At 66.4% G+C, this 18,261-nt stretch carries 20 protein-coding genes; 7 read left to right on the top strand and 13 right to left on the bottom strand.

Translation table 11 applies throughout. The annotated features are described in order from the left end of the window. Positions 1-57: 57 nt before the first annotated feature. Entirely contained in the window at positions 58-924 is an 867-nt protein-coding gene (locus ACE3N9_RS05710; protein WP_374281742.1) for an OmpA family protein, read from the top strand. Between the two features lie 33 nt (positions 925-957). On the opposite strand, the gene ACE3N9_RS05705 is transcribed toward ACE3N9_RS05710, so the two are convergent. From ACE3N9_RS05705 to ACE3N9_RS05645, 13 genes are all read right to left on the bottom strand, one after another. Next, positions 958-1,410 (bottom strand): nuclear transport factor 2 family protein, encoded by a 453-nt coding sequence (locus ACE3N9_RS05705; protein WP_374281740.1) that lies wholly within the window; start codon positions 1,408-1,410, stop codon positions 958-960. Beyond that, positions 1,397-1,918, bottom strand: coding sequence for an SRPBCC domain-containing protein (locus ACE3N9_RS05700; RefSeq protein ID WP_374281738.1), 522 nt, complete (start codon positions 1,916-1,918; stop codon positions 1,397-1,399). The genes ACE3N9_RS05705 and ACE3N9_RS05700 overlap by 14 nt, the downstream gene beginning before the upstream one ends. After that, positions 1,911-3,026 carry a DUF1214 domain-containing protein gene (locus ACE3N9_RS05695; RefSeq protein ID WP_374281736.1) on the bottom strand — a complete coding sequence of 372 codons (1,116 nt, stop codon included), beginning with the start codon at positions 3,024-3,026 and terminating at the stop codon, positions 1,911-1,913. Before ACE3N9_RS05695 ends, ACE3N9_RS05700 begins: the two co-directional genes overlap by 8 nt. Further along, positions 3,023-3,793 (bottom strand): SDR family oxidoreductase, encoded by a 771-nt coding sequence (locus ACE3N9_RS05690; RefSeq protein ID WP_374281734.1) that lies wholly within the window; start codon positions 3,791-3,793, stop codon positions 3,023-3,025. The genes ACE3N9_RS05695 and ACE3N9_RS05690 overlap by 4 nt, the downstream gene beginning before the upstream one ends. A gap of 27 nt (positions 3,794-3,820) precedes the next feature. Next, positions 3,821-4,840, bottom strand: a complete 1,020-nt coding sequence (locus ACE3N9_RS05685; protein ID WP_374281733.1) for a zinc-binding dehydrogenase — start codon at positions 4,838-4,840, stop codon at positions 3,821-3,823. Further along, positions 4,837-6,006: a sulfotransferase gene (locus ACE3N9_RS05680; protein ID WP_374281731.1), complete on the bottom strand. Its 1,170-nt coding sequence runs from the start codon at positions 6,004-6,006 to the stop codon at positions 4,837-4,839. The genes ACE3N9_RS05685 and ACE3N9_RS05680 overlap by 4 nt, the downstream gene beginning before the upstream one ends. 1 nt (position 6,007) lies before the next feature. Next, positions 6,008-6,382, bottom strand: a complete 375-nt coding sequence (locus ACE3N9_RS05675; protein WP_374281729.1) for an EthD domain-containing protein — start codon at positions 6,380-6,382, stop codon at positions 6,008-6,010. Next, a complete protein-coding gene (locus tag ACE3N9_RS05670) occupies positions 6,379-7,839 on the bottom strand; it encodes an FAD-dependent oxidoreductase (protein WP_374281727.1) in 1,461 nt (486 codons plus the stop codon). The genes ACE3N9_RS05675 and ACE3N9_RS05670 overlap by 4 nt, the downstream gene beginning before the upstream one ends. A gap of 67 nt (positions 7,840-7,906) precedes the next feature. Next, the gene (gene dmpG / locus ACE3N9_RS05665; protein ID WP_374281725.1) at positions 7,907-8,950 is read right to left on the bottom strand and encodes a 4-hydroxy-2-oxovalerate aldolase; all 1,044 of its coding nucleotides are present in this window, start codon (positions 8,948-8,950) and stop codon (positions 7,907-7,909) included. Beyond that, complete coding sequence (locus tag ACE3N9_RS05660; protein ID WP_374281723.1) at positions 8,947-9,894, bottom strand: acetaldehyde dehydrogenase (acetylating); 948 nt, start codon at positions 9,892-9,894, stop codon at positions 8,947-8,949. Before ACE3N9_RS05660 ends, dmpG begins: the two co-directional genes overlap by 4 nt. Before the next feature lie 10 nt (positions 9,895-9,904). Continuing rightward, on the bottom strand, positions 9,905-10,681 hold the full coding sequence (locus tag ACE3N9_RS05655) for a fumarylacetoacetate hydrolase family protein (protein ID WP_374281721.1): 777 nt from the start codon (positions 10,679-10,681) through the stop codon (positions 9,905-9,907). Then, complete coding sequence (locus tag ACE3N9_RS05650) at positions 10,668-11,492, bottom strand: alpha/beta fold hydrolase (protein WP_374281720.1); 825 nt, start codon at positions 11,490-11,492, stop codon at positions 10,668-10,670. Before ACE3N9_RS05650 ends, ACE3N9_RS05655 begins: the two co-directional genes overlap by 14 nt. Before the next feature lie 10 nt (positions 11,493-11,502). Then, complete coding sequence (locus tag ACE3N9_RS05645; protein ID WP_374281718.1) at positions 11,503-12,723, bottom strand: acyl-CoA dehydrogenase family protein; 1,221 nt, start codon at positions 12,721-12,723, stop codon at positions 11,503-11,505. 177 nt (positions 12,724-12,900) lie between these two features. Here ACE3N9_RS05645 and ACE3N9_RS05640 point away from each other — a divergent pair, with 177 nt between their 5' ends. From ACE3N9_RS05640 to ACE3N9_RS05615, 6 genes are read left to right on the top strand one after another with little or no spacing between them, the layout of a single operon-like run. Further along, entirely contained in the window at positions 12,901-13,668 is a 768-nt protein-coding gene (locus ACE3N9_RS05640; RefSeq protein ID WP_374281716.1) for an SDR family oxidoreductase, read from the top strand. A gap of 4 nt (positions 13,669-13,672) precedes the next feature. After that, a complete protein-coding gene (locus ACE3N9_RS05635) occupies positions 13,673-14,608 on the top strand; it encodes a VOC family protein (protein WP_374281714.1) in 936 nt (311 codons plus the stop codon). Further along, positions 14,605-15,489 (top strand): CoA transferase subunit A, encoded by an 885-nt coding sequence (locus ACE3N9_RS05630; RefSeq protein ID WP_374281712.1) that lies wholly within the window; start codon positions 14,605-14,607, stop codon positions 15,487-15,489. Before ACE3N9_RS05635 ends, ACE3N9_RS05630 begins: the two co-directional genes overlap by 4 nt. Then, the gene (locus ACE3N9_RS05625; protein ID WP_374281710.1) at positions 15,489-16,298 is read left to right on the top strand and encodes a CoA-transferase subunit beta; all 810 of its coding nucleotides are present in this window, start codon (positions 15,489-15,491) and stop codon (positions 16,296-16,298) included. Before ACE3N9_RS05630 ends, ACE3N9_RS05625 begins: the two co-directional genes overlap by 1 nt. Continuing rightward, on the top strand, positions 16,295-17,194 hold the full coding sequence (locus ACE3N9_RS05620) for an enoyl-CoA hydratase (protein ID WP_374281708.1): 900 nt from the start codon (positions 16,295-16,297) through the stop codon (positions 17,192-17,194). Before ACE3N9_RS05625 ends, ACE3N9_RS05620 begins: the two co-directional genes overlap by 4 nt. Further along, entirely contained in the window at positions 17,194-18,261 is a 1,068-nt protein-coding gene (locus ACE3N9_RS05615) for an NAD(P)H-dependent flavin oxidoreductase (RefSeq protein ID WP_374281706.1), read from the top strand. Before ACE3N9_RS05620 ends, ACE3N9_RS05615 begins: the two co-directional genes overlap by 1 nt.

The raw sequence follows: 18,261 nt of genomic DNA, 5'->3' as shown, positions 1-18,261 counted from the left end.
CAGACAGGTTAAGCGCAACAGGCGGGCTGCGCGGGGCGGTCTGAGAGGAGTAAGCGAATGCGTATCAAGTCCGAACGAGCGGGGGCACTGGCACTGCTGGCCGTGGCCGTACTGGCCGCACCGGGTCAGCTGGCCGCACAGGCGCCGGACCCGTCGATCGTCGTGACGGGTGAGGCGCAGCCTGATCCCGCGGCCATGACGCCGGGGCCAGAGGTCAAGGGCTTCATCGCCGCGCGCAGCGGCAACCGCATGAAAGTGGTCGCGGCGGATGGCACCGCCTCGGTCGTCGTCCTGACCGATGCCACCAGGATCAAGGCCAGTTCCGGCCTGTTCGGCGGCGGCAAGGCCAAGCCGGGCGCCGATGTGCTGCTCAACGGCTTGCCGGTCACGGTCAAGACCTTGCAGTCTGGCAGCGAGCTGTTCGCCAGCCAGGTCACCTACCGCAGCGGCGATTTCAAGACCGCGTCGATGATCCGCAACGGCACTGCCCAGGGCTTTGCCGAGCAGACCGCCGCGACCGAGGCGCTGCGCGGGCGCATGGCCGATATCGACAAGTACAACATCAAGAGCACGACCAACGTCTATTTCGACACCGGCAAGGCCGCGCTTTCGCCCGCCGCCAGGATGGAATTGTGCAACGCCGCCAGCGCCGCCGAGGGGACCGAGGGCGCGCTGATGCTGGTGGTGGGCTACACCGATTCCACCGGCAGCGACGAGGTCAACCAGGCGCTGAGTGAAAAGCGCGCTGCCAGCGTGATCAACTACCTCCAGCAGCAGTGCCGCTGGAAGCCCTACCGGATGCTGACGCCGACCGGCATGGCGACCGCCGATCCGGCGGCGAGCAACGACACGCCCGAAGGCAAGGCGCAGAACCGCCGCGTGGCGGTGAACGTGCTGGTCAGCAAGGCGATCGACGGGATGTAGGGCAAAGCCGGCGGAGCAGGGACCGTTCGGTGCCTACTCCGCCAGCAAGGCCCGCGCCGCCGCATCGCCTTGCAGCAGCGCGTTCTCGCGGCGGGTGACCTGCCAGCCGTCCGCGCCGCGCGCCAGGTGCCAGCGGTTGGCGGCCACGCGCAGCACTTCGAACTGGCTGCCGGTCCAGCGCAGCACCAGCGAATGGCCGCGCGCCGTGGCACTGTCGCCGTTCAGGTCGATTGCCACCGGCCCCAGCACGTGGGCGCAGCCATCGGCCATCAGCTGCTGGTGATAGGCTCCCTCGATCAGCCCGGCCACGGCGTCGCGCCCCACGGCGTCGGCAAAGCCGTGGACGGCATAGCTGCCCCCTTCGCTCCACAGCGCCGCCACGCCCGCTGCATCGCCGCTGTCGGCCAGCGGGCCATAGCGGGCGATCAGCGCGCGGATCGCCTCGCGGTCCTCCAGCGCCTGGAGGCGTTCTTCAAGCGTTGGCATGGAGCGCTTCGGCGCGGGCTTTCAGCGCCAGGCCGCTGTCATCGAAGGCACGCTTGATCCACGGCCCGGCAAAGCGGAACACGTGGATGCCGTTGGCCCCCAGGAAAGCATCGGTGCTGTAATAGGTGCAGCTGTCCGGCCCGGTCGCCTCGATCACCTGGTCGCGCCGCGCCGGGTAGGGCCAGAAGTCGAGGTTGGGGAACTCCCAGCTGAGCAGCTTTTCCGGCTCGAAGGCGCAGACATATTCCAGGTTCGGCACGGTCGGCCCGCCGGCGGTGGCATAGTTGATCAGCGTCATTTCCACCGGCGCGCCCATTTCCAGCGTGGAGACGGCGCGGATGCAGAACGGGTTCCACTCGTTATAGCGCGGCAGGTCGGTCAGCACCTGCCAGACCACGCTGGCCGGCGCGTTGATCGCCACCGTTTCGCTGCGGGTGACGGCGTTTTCGTCAAAGCCCATCACCGGGTCTTCCGCCACGGTCTTGGCCGCCTTCATCCAGTCAAGCATTGCCGTTCTCCAGATCTGCCAGTTTCACCACCCGGGCGCGGGGCAGGGGGTGTTCGCTCGCCCCGGCCCAGCGCAGCAGCGCGGTGCCTTCGCCATGATCGCAGGTGTCGATCCAGTTGCCCACCCCCACATCGCGCGCGGCGCAGACGATGCGCAAGGAACCGTCCGGCTCGAGCCGCGCCGAATGCTTGTTCACCGTGATCTGGCGGAAGCGGTAATCGAAGCTCTCCATCCACCAGTTGTCGAGCTGGAAGTTCCAGTAATAGCATTCGGGCGGGGTCACCTCGATCAGCCAGGCTTCGTCCGGCGCGATCCGCCAATAGGCGTGGGCGTAATAGATGTCCTTGGCCCCGCCGCCCTTCTGGAACATCGATTGGTCGATGTCGGGGAACTGGTTGGGGGTCTGGCGGAACAGCCGGGTCCAGTCGGCAAAGGTCTGCGCAACGCCGCCCACGAACTGCGCCGACGCGGCCAGGCCTGCGGCGAGCCGCTCCGCGCTGAGCGGGGCGGGAACCGCCGGGCCGCCGATCCGTTCGATATGGAACTCACCGCCGCGTTCAGCCGCGCGGTCCAGTGCCGACTGGCGGATGATGATCACGCTGGCGTCGGGTTCCAGCCGCAGCCAGTTCTTGCCCGCGTCCGCGCCGCTGGGGGCATTGCAGCTGGCGATGATTTCCACCTCGCCATCCGGGCCCCACTGGATCTCGTCCGCCATCAGGCTGCCGGTGGCGTGCGCGCTGCCATCGATGTGATAACGCATGGCATTGGCGACGATCGAGAAATAGAACATCGAGCCGCGCTTGCCGGTGATCCGGTAGTCGCTGCTGCCGCTGATCGACGCGTTCCAGTATTCGTTATCCGGGTTGTCCGCGCCGATCTTTCCTGTCTCGTGGCTCAGCTGGTAAAAGAACGGAAAGTCGGGGTCGCTCGCCTCGACATACTGTTCCAGCGCCAGCTTCGACAGGCGCGAGAGATAGCGGAACCCCTCGGTGCGGATCAGCGGATCGGCGGGGACGTCATCGGCCAGGATGACCGCCCCCGCATCGGCGAGGCGCGCGCAGTAATCGCGCCAGGAGGCAGCGAGACTTTGGGCAATATCGGTGCTCACGCCGCGACCCAATCGCCGCCGTTGACGTCAAGCATCGCCCCGGTCACTTCGCTGGCATAGTCCGACAGCAGGAAATAGACCGCCTTGGCGCAGTCCTTGTCGGGCGGGATGTGGCCGACCGGGATTTCGCTGGCGCGCTGCTTGCGGAAGGCTTCGCCCGCTTCGCCCTGCGAGGCGAAGAACTGGTCGAGCGGCACGCCGTCCATCCAGCCCATCAACGCGGTGTTGGCGCGGATGCCGGTGCCGCCCAGTTCCACCGCCAGCTGGCGGGTCAACTGGTTGATCGCGCTCTTGGCCATGGCATAGCCGCCTTCGCCGGGCATCGGCTTGCGGGTGGCGAGGGTCGAGATGTTGACGATCGAGCCGGAGCCTTGCGCCTTCATCTGCGGCACTACGGCCTGGGCCATGCGCAGGCCGCCAACGGCGATCACGTCGAGCGCCTGCAGCACCTGATCGATCGAATGGTCGATGATGCTGCCCCAGTCGGGGTGATAGTAGGCCGAATGGACCATGCCGTCGATCCGGCCCCACTTGGCAATCGCGGCTGCGGCCAGCGCGTGGCACTGGTCGGTCTTGGCAACGTCGCACGGCACGGCAATCGCCTCGCCCCCGGCGGCGTTGATTTCCGCTGCCAGCGCGTTGATCGCATCGACCGAACGGGCGGAGACGACCACCTTGGCCCCTTCCGCCGCCGCGCCCCGGCACATCGCCTGGCCCATGCCCGGACCCGCGCCGGTGATGATGACGACCTTGTCTTTCAGGATCATGGTTTCGTGCCTCTCTCTGTTATTGTCTTATGGGAATGTGACGATCACCTTGGCCGCCGCCGCCGGATCGGCCGCCATCGCGAAGGCGGCCTCGAACTGGTCGAACGGGTAGGTGTGGCTGACATAGGGTCCGGTCGGCACCGCGCCTGCGGCAAGCAGGTCCAGCACCTCGGCAAATTCGGTGGGATAGGCCATGGCGGTGACCAGGCTCATCTCCTTGCCCAGCAGCATGGCAAAGTCGGTCGGCACCGGCGCGTGATGCACCGCGACCACGGTCAGATGCGCGCCGAACCGGGCATGGGCGATGATCCCGGCGATCACCGGGGCCGCGCCGGCGACATCGATGAACCGGTCGGTATGGACCACCGGCATTCCGTAAAGCTCACCCGCGCCGTGCAGCGCGCCGATTTCGCGCCACAAGTCGCAGCGCTCGGGGTTGAGCGCGTGGGCCGCGCCCATCGCCAGGGCGCGGTCCAGCCGGGCCTCGACCCGGTCGACCACGATCACGTCGCTCACTCCGCGCTGGCGCAGCATGGCGACGACGCCGAGGCCAATCGGCCCCGCGCCGAACACCACCACCTTGTCGCCCGGCTGCGCGCCCGAACGGTTGACCCCGTGCAGCGCCACCGCAAAGGGTTCGGTCAGCGCGGCGGTGGAATCGTCCAGCCCGTCCGGAATGCGGTGTAGCGTGTCGGGCGCCATGGCGTCGCGGATCAGGATGTAGGGCGCGAACCCGCCGGGGCCGCCCGATCCGATCATGTTGGCTGGGGTCGTCGGGTTGACGACCACCCGCTCACCGGGGGCAAAGCCGCTGATCCCGGCGCCAACCGCTGCGATCACTCCTGAAAATTCGTGGCCCAGCGGCAGCGGCCCATGGCTGCCGATCGGCAGGCCGCCCGCCCGGGCATAGCCGAGGTCCGATCCGCAGATCCCGCAGGCCTTGATCCGCACCACCACATCGCCCGGGCCGGGCCGTGGCACCGGCACCCGGTCCAGCCGGACATCGTCCGGCGCATGGACCGCGGCGGACAGCATCGTTGCCGTCATTTTGCCGGTTCGAGATACTTGTCGTGGTAGAAGGCGAATTCGGCCGCGATCCCCTCGGGCGTCAGGCCGAACTCGTCGGCGCTGTACTTGTGGCGGGGGCGGGCATCGCGGACGTTGCCGGCGACGCATGCCTCCAGCGCGGCGCGGGTGGCGGCGTCGCTGCCCAGGCCCAGCTGGTCCAGCACCCGTTCGGCCATGCCGACCGGATCGCTGACCGTGTCTTCATAGCGCACGTCGATCACCTGGCCCGCAGGCAGGGTCTGGCGCAGCGCTTCCAGCCGCTCCAGCCCGACACGGAACCGGCGGCTCCAGTGCGCGCCTTCCCGTTCCTTGCGGTAAGTGGTCGAGCTGCCGACCGAGAGCGAGGCGCACATCGAGCAATAGCTGGGCAGGACCTGACTGACATGGCGGTGGGTCATCACCAGCTTCACCTGCGGCCAGACCGCCAGCAGGCCACCAATCCCGCCCATCAGGTGATGCGGGGTTTTGAATACCCAGGGACGGCGCGCTTCGCCCTGCGCCACGCGCTGGTGCTGGATCGCCTGCATGAAGCGATAGAGGTCGCGGAAGGCGGCTTCGTGATCCTGGTCGGCCTGCCAGTAGCCGTATTCATGGATCGGCATCATCGAATCGTACGTGGTGGACAGGAACGTGCGGTCGAGCAGCACGACTTCCTCGTTCACCGCCATCGCGTCCATCGGATCGATCGATTCAAAGTCCGGCCACTCGGTCAGCAGCCAGTCGACCATCTGCTTGGCCGCTTCCTGCCGGGGGGTGGGATCGTTCGCCGCTTCGCCCGGGAAGGGCAGGGGAAAGGCCGTTTCCCACCACCACAGCGCGGTCAGCCGCGGCACGGCGGACAGCAGGCGGTGGACCATGGTGGAGCCGGTGCGCGGCAAACCGATGATCGCGCAGGCGAGCTCGATCTTCTCGTCCGCCGCCTCGGGGTGGTCCTTGAAATACTGCACCAGCTTCAGCCGGTCGGACAGGGCGGACTGGATCCGCACCCCGGCGGAACTTTCCGGCGAGACGAGGCCGGCATGCGCGTTGACCTCGTCCACCAGCTTGCCCAGCGGACCTTCGAACCACGGATCGCCGAAGTCGGTCAGCCCGGTTTCGGTCTTGGCTTGCTGCATCAGGACTTGGGGATCGAGCTGGGTCGGCACGTCAGGCTCCGGCTTGGGGATTGGTGGTGATGCTTTCCTCGACCGCGAACAGCCGGGTGTAGCTGCTGGCGATGAAGTTCGCTTCGTCGGCGCTGACCAGCGCGGTCACTTCGGGATCGGCGGCGCGGGCCATGAAGGTGTCCCAGTCGGCGCGGCTGTCGAACCAGAATTCGCTGACGCAGTCGAAATCGAACGGCGCGGCATCGGCAAAGGCGAAGGCGCTGGAAAAATCGGTGTAGTTGCGCCGATATTCCGCGATCATCGGGTAGAGCGACAGGATCAGCGGCACGTGCACCTGTTCATAGTGCGCGATGAACTGGTCCCGCGTCAGGCCATCGCGCTTTTTCAGCAGGGCGATGGCCTTGCAGCGGCTCATCCCCGGGCTGCCGTCCGCCCGGCCTGGCGGCCGAAGAAGGTGCAGTCGGCCAGGCTCATCCCCGATGAATAGCCATGCCCCCACGCCGGTAGCCCGCTAGTGCAGCGCCCGGCCGCGTAGAGGCCCGGCACCGGATGCCCGGCACGGTCGAGCACTTCGGCCTTGGTGCTGGTGCGCAGCCCGCCCAGCGTGAAGAAGCTGAAGTACGAGCTGTCGAAATTGAGTTCGAGCGCGATGAACGGCCCCTGGTCGAGGGCTTTCAGGATCGGTTCGCGCTTGCCGAACAGCGGATCGCGGCCTTCGCGGGCGTGGGCGTTGTAGAACGCCATGGTCGTGCTGAGCGTGCCGGCGGGCATTTCCAGCTCGGCCTCGACCTCTTCCCACGTATCGCCGGTGCCAGCGATGCTCATCCGGGCAAAGTCCATCGGCTGGACGAAGTTGGCATTGTCGAGCAGCAGGTAGACCTTGCCGCCCGGCTGATCGACCGCGCAGCGGCTGACCCGGCCGTGATAGCAGTCCTCGTTGATGAAGCGCTGGCCCATCACGTTCACGAACACGCCGTTGGCGTGGCTTTCGGGCATGGTCCAGGGGCAGGTGGTGAAGAACTGCTCCATGTGGATCGCCTCGCCGCCCGCGGCCAGGCCGAGCATGATCCCGCTGCCGTCGTCCTTGTCGCCGATCGGGTCGTTCAGCTTGAAGCTTTCGGGGCAATACTTGCGGCGCATCTCGTCGTTGAAAACGAAGCCGCCGGTGGCCAGGACCACGCCCTTGTCCGCCTTGACGAAGCGGTTGATGTTGTCGATCCGCACCACCGCGCCGACGATCCGGCCGCGCTGTTCGACCAGCGCAACGGCGCGCGCATCGACCACCACGTCCACGCCCTTGGCGCGGGCGCTGGCTTCGAGGATGTCGACCAGCGGGCGGCCGCCGCCCCAGCCCATGTGCTGGATCACGTGGCCGCGCGGGGCGGGCTTGGCCTGGTCGCAGAACGGCGCGGCGGCTTCGCTGCCCGACCAGATCAGCGTGCTGTCGTCGGTCGGCTCGATGTGCTTGCCGGGCAGGTAATTGCCGCGATAGGGCACCCCTTGCGACTTGAGCCAGGCGAAGTGATTGAGCGCTTCGGCGGCATAAAGGTCGCACTTGGCCTCGTCGGCGCAGGGGCCGCCGGCCATTTTCAGATACTTGGCAAAATCCTCGGTCGAATCCTCGAACCCGGCGGCGCGCTGCACTTCGGTGCCGCCGCCCCCGCCGATGTAGATTTCCCCGCCCGACAGGCCCGAAGCCCCGCCGCTGCCCGAATTGCGTTCGAACAGGATCACCTTGGCCCCGGCGTCCGCCGCCTCGATTGCGGCGCAGGCCCCGGCCGCGCCGAAGCCGATCACGGCGACGTCGCAGGTGTAATCCCAGGCCTTCACCTCGCTGGCGGGGAAGGGCTTGTGCAGGGAAATCTCGGTCATGGAATCCTTCCCGAATTTTTTATCATGGCGCTGAAGCCGCAGCCCCGCGCCATGACGTTTATTATTATCAGGCGCTTTTCGCCTTGAGCATGTCGAGGGCGACGTCGACGATCATGTCTTCCTGCCCGCCGACCATCTTGCGGCGGCCGAGTTCAAGCAGGATTTCGCGGGTGTCGATGCCGTAGGTTTCGCTGGCCTTCTCCGCATGGCGCAGGAAGCTGGAATAGACCCCGGCATAGCCCAGGCTGAGCGTTTCGCGGTCAACCCGCACCGGGCGGTCCTGCAGCGGCCGGACCAGGTCTTCGGCCGCGTCCATCAGCAGGCTGACGTCGCAGCCGTGGTTCCAGCCCTTGCGGTCGGCGGCGGCGACGAACACTTCGAGCGGAGCATTGCCCGCGCCCGCGCCCATGCCGGTCAGGCTGGCGTCGATCCGCACCGCGCCGCACTGCGCCGCGACGATGCTGTTCGCCACGCCGAGCGACAGGTTGTGGTGCGCATGGATGCCGCGCTGGGTTTCGGGCTTGAGCACGCGGTCATAGGCTTCGAAGCGCGCGCGCACCCCGTCCATGTCGAGCGCGCCGCCGCTGTCGGTGACATAGACGCACTGCGCGCCGTAGCTTTCCATCAGCAGGGCCTGGCTGGCCAGGTGATCGGGTTCGATCATGTGGCTCATCATCAGGAAGCCTGACACGTCCATGCCCAGGTCGCGGGCGATGCCGATGTGCTGCTTCGACACGTCGGCTTCGGTGCAGTGGGTCGCCACGCGGACCGAGCGCACGCCGATGTCATAGGCGCGCTTCAGTTCCTCGACCGTGCCGACGCCCGGCAGGATCAGCGTGGTCAGCACGCACTTGTCCAGCACTTCGGCCACGGCTTCCAGCCATTCCCAGTCGGTATGGGCACCGAAGCCATAGTTGAAGCTGGCGCCCGACAGGCCGTCGCCGTGGGCGACTTCGATCGCGTCCACGCCCGAAGCCTCGATCGCCTGGGCGATCGCGCGGACGTGGTCGATCCCGTACATATGGCGCACGGCATGCATGCCGTCGCGCAGGGTCACGTCCTGGATGTAGAGCTTGTCGCCGCGCGCGACGTCGAAATTGCTGGTGGTCACTGGGCCGTCCCCCCCTGGTTCATGCGGCGCTGGGCAAGCAGTTCGCCGGTAGCCTTGGCCGCGGCGGTCATGATGTCGAGGTTGCCCGAATAGCTCGGCAGGTAATCGCCCGCGCCTTCGACTTCGAGCATGATCATCGACTTGATGCCGGTGAATTCGCCCATGCCGGGGATCTTCAGCTTGTTGTTGTCGCCGTAGCGCTCGAACTGCACTTCCTGCTTGAGGCGGTAGCCCGGAACGTACTTCTGCACTTCCTTGACCATGTCTTCCACCGAACGGCGGATCGCGTCTTCGCTGCCGCCTTCGCTTAGGGTGAACACGGTATCGCGCATGATCATCGGCGGTTCGGCCGGGTTGAGGATGATGATCGCCTTGCCCTTGGTCGCCCCGCCGACCACTTCGATCGCGCGGGCGGTGGTGCGGGTGAATTCGTCGATGTTGGCGCGCGTGCCGGGACCGGCCGAGCGCGACGAGACCGAGGCGACGATTTCGGCATAGTGCAGCTTGTCGGACACGCGGGCGACAGCTGCGACCATCGGGATCGTCGCCTGGCCGCCGCAGGTCACCATGTTGACGTTGGGCTGGTCAAGGTGCTGGCTCATGTTCACCGGCGGCACGGTGAAGGGGCCGATCGCGGCCGGGGTCAGGTCGACCACCTGGATGCCATCGGCGCGCAGCGCGGCGTCATGCACCTTGTGGGCATAGGCGCTGGTCGCGTCGAAGGCGATGCCGATTTCCTTGTAGAGCGGGTGCTTCTGCAGCCCTTCAAGCCCTTCGTGGGTCGTCGCGATGCCGTGCTCGCGCGCCATGGCCAAGCCTTCCGACTTTTCGTCGATCCCGACCACGATGGCCAGCTCCATGTTCTGGGGATACTTGATCATCTTCATCATCAGGTCGGTGCCGATATTGCCCGAACCGATGATTGCGGCCTTAACCCGTGCCATTGCTGTTTCCTTAGATAAACCGGGCGGTGCAGGTGCCCACGCCGTGCAGCGTCATTTCGAACACGTCGCCCTTCACCGCGTCTTCGAGCGGGACCAGCGATCCCGACAGGATCACGTCGCCCGCATCAAGCGTGACGCCATAGGCGCCGAGCGTATTGGCCAGCCAGGCGACCGCCTGGGCCGGATCGCCCTGAACCGCGCTGCCCAGCCCTTCGGACAGCGGCGCGCCGTTCTTGGTGACCGTGACGTGCAGCGCGGGCAGGTCCAGTTCGCGCGGGTCGGCGCGTGCCTCGCCCAGCACGAAGACGCCGCAGCTGGCGTTGTCGGCCACGGTATCGACGATCGAGATTTTCCAGTCCTGAATCCGGCTGTCGACGATTTCGAAGCAGGGGGCGATGTAATCGGTCGCGGCCACCACATCGGCGGCGGTCACGCCCGGACCGTTGAGGCTGTCCTTCAGCACGAAGGCGATTTCCGCCTCGGCGCGCGGCGCGATCAGTGCCTTGCCATCAACGCTGATCTCCTCGCCCACCCGCATCCAGTCGGTCAGGAAGCCGAAGTCGGGCTGGTGGACGCCGAGCATGTCCTGCACGGCCTTGCTGGTCACGCCGATCTTCTTGCCGACCACCTTTTCGCCGTCCTTGCGGCGGCGGGCCAGGAAATCGAGGCTGATCGCATAGGCATCATCCACCGTCAGCGACGGATCGCGCGCGATCAGCGGTGCCAGGGTGCGGCGGTCACGCAGCGCGGCATAGAGTTCCGCGCCGTATTTTTCAGCTTTGCTCATTGAGGAAGTCGATCGCATACTTGTTGAATTCGCTGGCCCGTTCGACCTGCACCCAGTGCCCGGTGCGGGCGAAGGTCAGGCAGCGCACGTTCCGGCAGGCGTCCAGGAACAGCCGCGCGTGGCTTTCGGGGCAGAACTCGTCGTTCAGGCCCCACATCACGAAGATCGGCTTGTCCACTTCGTGCAGGCGCAGACCCAGGTTCGGAGTCTTCATCCGCACCAGCACGTCCTTGGGCTGGGTGCGGGCGACGGCAAAGCGTTCGGCCACCAGCTCGTCCGGGATCTTGTCGGCCCAGTCGGGGTGGAGCAGGTTGGAGATCAGGCGGCGCTGTTCATCCAGGTTGAAATCCGGCCCGCCGAAATTCGACACCATCTTGGCGATGCCCGGCATGGTGAAATAGCTGGCCTGTTCCGCCACGCAGCCCGGCGCCATCAGCACCAGCTTGTCGGTGAATTCGGGGTGGTCCAGCGTCATCTGCAGCGCAACCCCGCCGCCCAGCGAATTGCCGATCAGCGTGGCGCGTTCGATCCCGTGGGCGCGCAGCGCTTCGTACAGCGTGTCGGTGAACAGCTGCAGGGTATAGTCGATCCCTTCGGGCTTGGACGAAGCGCCGTAGCCGATCATGTCCGGCAGGATCACCCGGTAGCCGGCAGCCACGAAGGCATCGACGTTCTGGCGAAAGTTCGATTGCCCCGATGCGCCCGGGCCGCTGCCGTGGATGAACACGATGACCGGGCCGCTGCCCACATCGGCCAGGTGGATGTCGTAATCGCCCGCTACGCGGTAGGTCGCTTGGCTGAGATCGGCCACGGTCTGCCCCTTAAAGGAAAGTGAAGGCGGGCGGTTCGCCGAACATCGAGCCGACCACATCGCCGAAGCGGTTGTTCGGATCGTTGGCGACGTGCGCGCGCCCGGCGTTGAGGTCCAGCCACGGCTGGATGATCTCGCTGGTGGTATAGATCGCGCGGCCACCGAACTGCTGCATGATGTCGTCGATCAGATCGACCAGGCGGCGCACCACGTTGGCCGAATTGTAGGCATAGAGCGCGCGCTTCTCCATCGGGATCGCCTCGCCGCGTTCGGCATAGCCCATCAGGTCCTCGAAAGTGACGCGCTGGGTCGTCTCCATTTCCTTGATCTGAGCATAGGCCTTGGCCACGGCCGCCTGCAGGAACGGGTCGGCCTTGCTCGCCTTGCCGGTGTTGGTCGACACGCGGCTGGCCATGATCCCCTTGGCCGCTTCCAGCGCGGCCTTGGCCCCGCCGAACGCCGCGGTCGAAACCGAGCGGACGAACACCTGCGCCCAGGGCAGGGTATAGAGCGGGCCGGTGTTTTCCTTCTGGCCGGGGTTCTGGCACAGGAAGCCGTCAACCGCGCGGTGAGTGCGATAGTCGGGCACGAACACGTCTTCGACGATGATGTCGTGGCTGCCGGTGCCCTGCAGGCCGAAGGTGTGCCAGGCATCGCGGTCGATCGTGTAGTCGCTGCGCGGCAGCAGGAAAGTGCGCATGTCCGGCACGCCCGAGCCCGGCTCATCGTTCGGCCAGATCATCGCGCCCAGCAGCACCCAGCCGCAGTGCACCGATCCGGTGGAGAAGCCCCAGCGGCCCGACAGGCGGAAGCCGCCTTCGACCGTGGTCACCTTGCCGACCGGCTGATAGGTCGAGCTGACCAGCATGTCCTGGTCATCGCCCCACACTTCTTCCTGCGCCTCGTTGTGGAACAGCGCCATTTCATAGGGGTGGCAGCCCAGCACGCCGTACATCCACCCGGTCGACATGCAGCCTTCGGCCAGCGCCTTCTGCACTTCGAAGAAAGTGTTGGGGTGCATTTCATAGCCGCCCCAGCGCTTGGGCTGGAGGATGCGGAAAAAGCCGTTGGCTTTCATCTCGGCAATGGTTTCGGCCGAAACGTCGCGATTGGCAGTAGTTTGCTTCGCCCGCGCCTTGAGGGCTGGTATCATCGCGCGGGCGCGCGCCACCAGCTCATCATGCGTGGGGATCACGGCCGGGGCCGGATCGGACAGGGCTGTGGTAGCCATGGTAAGTCTTCTCCCTAGGTCGAATCGCGCCAGCTCTCAGGCCAAGCATTCGTAAAATTTTCTGCCATGCGATACGCAAATCGTCAATTGAAAAGCACTCCGGCTTTCGATATTGGCGGTTTTCGAATCTGCCGAACGCGGTAATCCTGCAATTCGGCATTCGGGGGAGAACGCGGTTTGAACGGCAGTTTCGCCATCGATTTGACTGGGCGTGTGGCCATCGTCACCGGGGGGACCCGGGGGCTGGGGCGCGATATCGCCGATGCGCTGGCCCGGTCGGGCGCGCGGGTGGTGGTTTGCGGGCGCAACGAGCCTGCCGATCTGCCGCAGGGCGTGACCTTCTTTGCCGCCGACATCCGCGATCCCGATCAGGCCAAGGCGCTGGTTGAACATGCCGTGGCGCTGCATGGCCGGCTGGACGTGCTGGTCAACAATGCCGGCGGTTCGCCCCATGCCGATTTCGCCGCGGCCAGCCCGCGCTTCCTCGATGCGATCCTCAAGCTCAACCTGCAGGCGCCGATGTATATGGCGCAGGCGGCCTATCCGCACCTGCTGGCGGCGGGCGGCGGCAATGTGATCAGCGTGGCCAGCGTTTCGGGGATCCGCCCGTCGCCGGGCACGGCGGCCTATGGCGCGGCCAAGGCCGGGCTGCTCAACCTCACGCAAAGCCTGGCGCAGGAATGGGGTCCGCAGGGGATCCGCGTCAACGCGATCATCGCCGGGCTGATGCAGACCGAAAATGCCGAAGCGACCTATGGCGATGCCGATGCGCAGGCTGGGGTCGCCCGCTCGATGCCGCTCCAGCGGATGGGGCTGGGCAGCGACATCGCCGGAGCGGTGCTGTGGCTGTGCAGCGATGCCGCCAGCTGGGTCAGCGGCGCACGAATCAACGTCGATGGCGGGGGAGAACGTCCGTACTTCCTCGACCTCGTTAAAGGGGAGTAAGGCCATGGGCGTAAAGGCGCTTGGCTATGTAATCGTCGAAAGCGCGCAGCCGGCGCGCTGGGATCACTTCATGACGCAGGTGGTGGGCGCGATGCGTGCACCCGATGCGCCCGATGGGGCGCTGCAATTCCGCATCGACCAGCGGCCGTTCCGCTTCCGCATCGAAAGCGGATCGCGCGATCATTTCACCGCCGCTGGCTATGAAGTGGCCGATGTCGCCGCGCTGGCCGCGCTGGCTGAAGCGGTGGCCAAGGCCGGCCGTCCGGTGGAACAGGGCAGCGCCGATGCCGCCGCGCTGCGCGGCGTCACTGCCTTTTTCAAGACCAGCGATCCGGCGGGCAATGGCCTCGAATTCTACCACGGCGACAGCGTGGCCGACACGCCGTTCGTATCGCCGCTGGGCGTGCCGGAATTCATCACCGGCGACATGGGCCTGGGCCATGCGGTGTTCTCGGTGCCGAACTTCGATGAAAGCGTGGCGTTCTATCAGGACGTGGTGGGTTTCCACCCGACCGACATGCCGCGCTTCTACTTCGGCGGCGGCGGGCCGGACGATCCGGGCATGGGCTTTGCCTTCATGCACGCCGACAATGGCCGCCACCACTCGATCGCGCTGGGCGAAGGCCCGGTGCCGCCCTCGGGCGCGGTGCACGTGATGGTGGAACTGCCCAGCCTGCTCGAAGTGGGCAAGACGCATGACCGGATGAAGGCGCACGGCTATCCCGAAAGCGCCTCGCTCGGCCAGCATTTCAACGACGAAACCGTGGGCTTCTATGTCCAGACGCCCGGTGGGTTCGACCTGGAAGTGGGCTGTGACAGCCTGGTGATCGACCCGGCCAACTGGGAAGTCACCAAGCATGTCGGGATCAGCCAGTGGGGCCACGAATGGGCCTGGCAAAAAGCGATGAAGGAAGCCCAGATGAATGCGGCGGCGGAATGACCATGCTGGATAAACGGATGACCCCGGCCGAGATTGTCGGCCAGCTTTCGGACGGAATGACCATCGGGATCGGTGGCTGGGGCCCGCGGCGCAAGCCGATGGCGCTGGTGCGCGAAATCCTGCGCTCGGACCTCAAGGACCTCACGATCGTCGCCTATGGCGGCGCGGACGTGGGGATGCTGTGTGCGGCGGGCAAGGTGAAGAAACTGGTCTTCGCTTTCGTCAGCCTCGATGCGATCCCGCTGGAACCGTGGTTCCGCAAGGCCCGCGAAGCCGGTCAGCTCGAAGTGCTCGAGCTTGACGAAGGGATGTTCCAGTGGGGCCTCAAGGCGGCGGCGTTCCAGCTGCCGTTCCTGCCGACCCGGGTCGGCCTTGGCACGGATCTGGCTGAACTGGGCGGGCTCAAGACCGTGCAGTCGCCCTATGCCGATGGCGAAACGCTGATCGCGATGCCCGCGCTGAAGCTGGATGCGGCGCTGCTGCACGTTAACCGCAGCGACTGGCGCGGCAACGTCCACGTGTTCGGGCCGGACGTATATTACGACGAATGGTTCGCCCGCGCGGCCACCAGGACCTACGTGTCGTGCGAGGAACTGGTCGACAGGATGGAAGACCATTACGCCGATCAGGCCCAGTACAACATCGTCGAGCGCGCGTTCATTTCGGGCGTTACCCACATGCCGTGCGGCGCCCATCCCAGCTCGATGCCCCCGGCCTATGGCTGGGACATGAAGGCCTTCAAGGCCTATACCGACGCCGCGAAGGATCCGGGTGACTGGAACGCGGTGGCGGACCGTTTCGTCGGCGCGAATGAAGCCGATTACCTTGCTGGCTTTGGCGGAAAGGAGGCGGTGGCGGCTCTCCCGCTGCCGATTTTCTGATGACTGACGTAACTCTCGCAGAACTCTGCATTTTCGCCTGTTCGGAAGCTTTCCGGAACAACGGGGAAGTGGTCGCCACCGGCGTCGGTCCGGTGCCGCGCCTGGCCGCCAGCCTCGCCAAGCTGACCCACAGCCCCGAGTTGATGATGACCGACGGCGAATGCTATCTGGTCGAACAGCCGGTGCCGATCGGGCCGCGCAAGTATGAAGATCGCAAGGCGGCGGGCTACCTGCCGTTCAGCCGGTTCTTCGATGCGGCGGTGTGGACCGGGCGGCGTCACGCGATGGTCACGCCGACCCAGATCGACCGTTTCGGCCAGATCAACCTGTCGCAACTGGGCGGCACCCACCAGCAGCCCAAGACCCAGATGCTGGGCGTGCGCGGCTTTCCGGGCAACACGATCTACCACCCGAACAGCTTCTTCTTCCCCAGCCACACCACCCGCGTGTTCGTGGCCGGCGAAGTCGATATGGTCTCGGGCGTGGGCTACAACCCGGCCAAGCGCGTGCAGGGCGGCAATTACAGCGCCGTCAGCCTGCGCACGATCGTCACCAACCTGTGCGTGATGGACTTCGGCGGGCCGGACAACGCGGTGCGCGTCGTCTCGCTCCACCCCGGCGTGACCTTTGCCCAGGTGCAGGAAGCGACCGGCTTCGAACTGATCGACGCGGTGGCCGGCGAAACCGCGCTGCCGGGCGCCGATGAACTGGCAATCATCGCCAGCCTCGACCCGCATGGCATCCGCGCCAGCGTGATCAAGGACAACCCGCCTGCCCGGCCAAATTCAAATGGGAGCGCCGCAGCATGAGCGACCTCGTCCAGCCCAAGAGCGTCGAGATCAACTACGAAACCGACGAGCCGGTCCGCTATGAAGTGGACGGCGGCGTCGCGTGGATCACGATGAACCGCCCGCAGTTCAACAATGCCCAGAACGGGCAGATGACCTATGCACTGGACGATGCGTTTAATCGCGCCGTGCAGGACGATGCGGTGCGCTGCATCGTGCTGGCGGGCGAGGGCAAGCACTTCTCGGCCGGGCATGACATCGGCACCCCGGGCCGCGACCTGCACCGCGAATTCGACAAGCGGCTGATGATCGCGCCGCACACCAACAAGCCGGCGGCTGAACTGCTCTACACGCGTGAGCAGGAGCAGTATCTCGGCATGTGCCGCCGCTGGCGCGACATTCCGAAGCCCACCATCGCCATGGTGCAGGGCGCCTGCATCGCGGGCGGGCTGATGCTGGCCTGGGTTTGCGACCTGATCGTGGCTTCGGAAGACGCGTTCTTCCAGGATCCGGTCAACCCGCTGATGGGCATTCCGGGGGTCGAATACTTCGCCCACGGGTTCGAGTTGCCGCCGCGTGTGGCCAAGGAATTCCTGCTGCTGGGCGAACGGATGAGCGCGCCGCGCGCGTTCAGCTTCGGGATGGTCAACAAGGTTGTCCCGCGCGAGGAACTGCGCGATGCGACCAAGGCCTGGGCTGACAAGCTGGCCGGACAGGGCCGCCTGGGCAACTGGCTGACCAAGCAGTCGATCAACCACGTCGAGGAACTGCGCGGCAAGCGCAGCGCGATGGACGCGGTCTATCACATGCACCACTTCGCCCATGCCCAGAACGACCTCGTCACCGGGGATTCGATCGGCGGCGTCAGCGGCAAGTCGGCGGCTTCGGCCAACAAGTCGGAGGTCGGCAAAGCCTGATGGCTGACGTGCTTGCCACTGCGCTGACCGCACGGCTCGGCTGCCGGCTGCCGGTGATCCAGACCGCGATGGGCTGGGTTGCCAAGCCCGAGCTGGTCGCCGCGACCAGCAATGCCGGGGCCTTCGGCTTCCTTGCCTGCGCGGTGATGACGCCGCAGGAAGCGGGTGAGGAAATCGCCCGCCTGCGCGATCTGACGCCGCACAATTTCGGCATCAATTTCCACAGCTTCCAACCCGGTGCTGCGGAAATCGTTGAACTGATCCTGGCCAACAAGGACCGGGTCAGCGCGGTCAGCTTCGGGCGCGGCCCGGATGCCAAGATGATCGGCCGGTTCAATGACGCGGGGATCCTCTGCATCCCCACGGTCGGCGCGGTGAAGCACGCTGAAAAGATGGTCCAGCTGGGCTGCGAAATGGTCACCGTGCAGGGCGGCGAAGGCGGCGGGCATACCGGCGCGGTGCCGAGCACGGTGCTGCTGCCGCAGGTGCTGGACGCGGTGGGTGTCCCGGTGGTGGCCGCTGGCGGCTATGGCGACGGGCGGGGCCTGGCCTCGGCGCTGGCCTGCGGCGCGGTTGGCATTGCCATGGGCACGCGCTTCCTGATGACGGCGGAAAGCCCGGTCCCGGCCGCGCCCAAGGCGGCCTACGTCAAGGCCAGCACCGGCGACATCGCGGTTTCGACCAAGGTCGATGGCATTCCGCAGCGCATGATCCTCAACCCGCTGCTCAAGCGGATCGAGGCTTCGGGCAAGCTCGCCATGTGGCTGCGCGCGATGGAAGCGGGCCTGGAGATGAAGCAGCAGTCCGGCATGTCGTGGGGCCAGGTGATCGCCACCGCCCGCGGGATGACCGCGCACGGCGAAATGCCGCTGGCCCAGGCGATGATGGCCGCCGCCGCGCCGATGATGATCCAGCGCGCGGTGGTGTCCGGAGATGCCGAACACGGGCTGATGGCCACCGGCGTGGTCGCCGGGCGGCTCAAGGACCTGCCCACCTGCGCCGACCTGCTCAGCCAGATTGAAACCGAAGCGCGCGCCCGCATTGCCGCGCTGTGTGCCGGGAACTGA

Origin of the sequence: Novosphingobium sp. (genome assembly GCF_041905565.1) — a bacterium.
Lineage (GTDB): Bacteria > Pseudomonadota > Alphaproteobacteria > Sphingomonadales > Sphingomonadaceae > Novosphingobium.
This window is presented reverse-complemented; position numbering and strand designations above follow the sequence as displayed.